The sequence below is a fragment of the Paenibacillus sp. OT2-17 genome (genome assembly GCF_009827695.1).
In the GTDB taxonomy this organism is placed as follows: Bacteria; Bacillota; Bacilli; order Paenibacillales; family Paenibacillaceae; genus Paenibacillus; species Paenibacillus polymyxa_B.
Genome location: NZ_WUDQ01000685.1, coordinates 1 through 1,750, shown reverse-complemented (window position 1 = coordinate 1,750; position 1,750 = coordinate 1). Strand labels below are relative to the sequence as shown.

Below are 1,750 nucleotides of genomic sequence, written 5' to 3'. Positions count from 1 at the left end.
ATCGGCTGCGCGCAGCCCTGTCTCAAAGGAGAAATCATCGCCAAAATAAACGAGTGAAGGGTCCACATGCTGGAGAGACTGCTCATAAGCGAAGTATCTTTCCTCGATTTTGTCCTTCGCAGCACCTGCATAGGCAATTCTTGTTCTGCCGATTTTAAGCAAATGCTCCATCACGAGTCTTCCCTCTTGCCGGGCCAGACTGACGATATCCGCTTTGACATCTTCGCCCAGCTTCTTGCCATAGTTAATAATGGACACGGGAACGCTGGCTTTGTTAATCAGATCTACCAACATTTTGGGATACGCCAGCGGCATAATGATGAGCCCGTCGACATGCAGCTTCTTGACCTCACGAACTGTTTCTAGCTCCATTCTGGCATTCCCGGCGGTATTGATTTGCACGACCCGGTAACCATGCTGCTTGGCGGCCTGCTCTACGGACCAAGCGATCTCTGGAATAATCGCGTTACGAATGTCTGGCACGGCCAGTGCGATTTGTCGTGTCTGACGAACTTTCAAGCTCTGAGCCGAGGTGTTGGGCGTAAACCCCATCTCTTCAATCACTTGCAAAATTAAGGCTTTCGTTCTCGGGCTGATGCCCTCACTATCATTAATAGCTCTGGAGACAGTCGCTATACCGACTCCTGCCCGCTTGGCTACATCCTCTATGGTTACTTTCTTTTGATCTGTCACGCCCAAAATCCTTTCAAGAACGGAATCGTTTTCTGACTTTCTAAAATAAAGTCTTAATGTTGATATTATACCACAGAATGAGTGTCTAAAAATTGAAGTCGTTTTCTTCTTGTCTTTGCTTCACCTGAAAAATTCACAAAATTCCTTTGTATAAAAGTAACGAGCCAAATATAGCACTGTAGTCACAAGTGATTATATTCACAAAAAAATCAAGTGCTTTTTGCATTAAATTGGTTTGACAATGTGTAAAAATTGTGACATATTATTTTTCGGAAACGTTTCCTAATTCATTCACTTTTATAGAGGCAATGATTCATATATTCGTCAAGGAGATGACAGACATGCAAGCATTAAGATGGCATGGAGTAAAAGACTTACGATTGGAAAACATTGAGCAGCCCGCTGCTCTGGCAGGAAAAGTAAAAATCAAAGTAGAATGGTGTGGCATTTGCGGAAGTGATCTTCACGAATATGTAGCAGGACCGATCTTCATTCCCCAAGATGCTCAGCATCCATTGACTGGCGAAAAAGCGCCGATCGTAATGGGACATGAATTCTCTGGACAAGTCGTCGAAATCGGTGAAGGTGTAACCAAGATTCAGGTTGGCGACCGTGTAGTTGTAGAACCGGTTTTTGCATGTGGAGAATGTGATGCATGTAAACAAGGCAAATATAATCTTTGCGATAAAATGGGCTTCCTCGGTCTGGCAGGCGGCGGCGGTGGATTTTCTGAATATGTCGCAGCTGACGAGCACATGGTTCACAAAATTCCAGAAAGCGTATCTTTCGAGCAAGGCGCATTGGTAGAGCCTTCGGCCGTTGCTTTGTATGCTGTTCGCCAAAGCCAACTGAAAGTCGGCGACAAAGCTGTAGTATTTGGCGCTGGTCCTATCGGATTGCTGGTTATTGAAGCGTTGAAAGCTTCGGGTGCATCTGAGATTTATGCAGTAGAGCTTTCCGAGGAACGCAAAGCTAAAGCTGAAGAGCTGGGTGCTATTGTGCTTGATCCTAAGACTTATGATGTGGTGGAAGAACTGCACAAACGGACTAACGGCGG

At 45.3% G+C, this 1,750-nt stretch carries 2 protein-coding genes; one reads left to right on the top strand and one right to left on the bottom strand.

The features are described from left to right. Positions 1–693, bottom strand: a 693-nt coding sequence (locus tag GRP75_RS26110) for a LacI family DNA-binding transcriptional regulator (RefSeq protein ID WP_160790787.1), incomplete at its 3' end; no start/stop codon positions are given. Between the two features lie 341 nt (positions 694–1,034). On the opposite strand from GRP75_RS26110, the gene GRP75_RS26105 reads away from it, so the two are divergent. Then, on the top strand, positions 1,035–1,750 hold a 716-nt coding region (locus GRP75_RS26105), incomplete at its 3' end, for an alcohol dehydrogenase catalytic domain-containing protein (protein ID WP_160790786.1).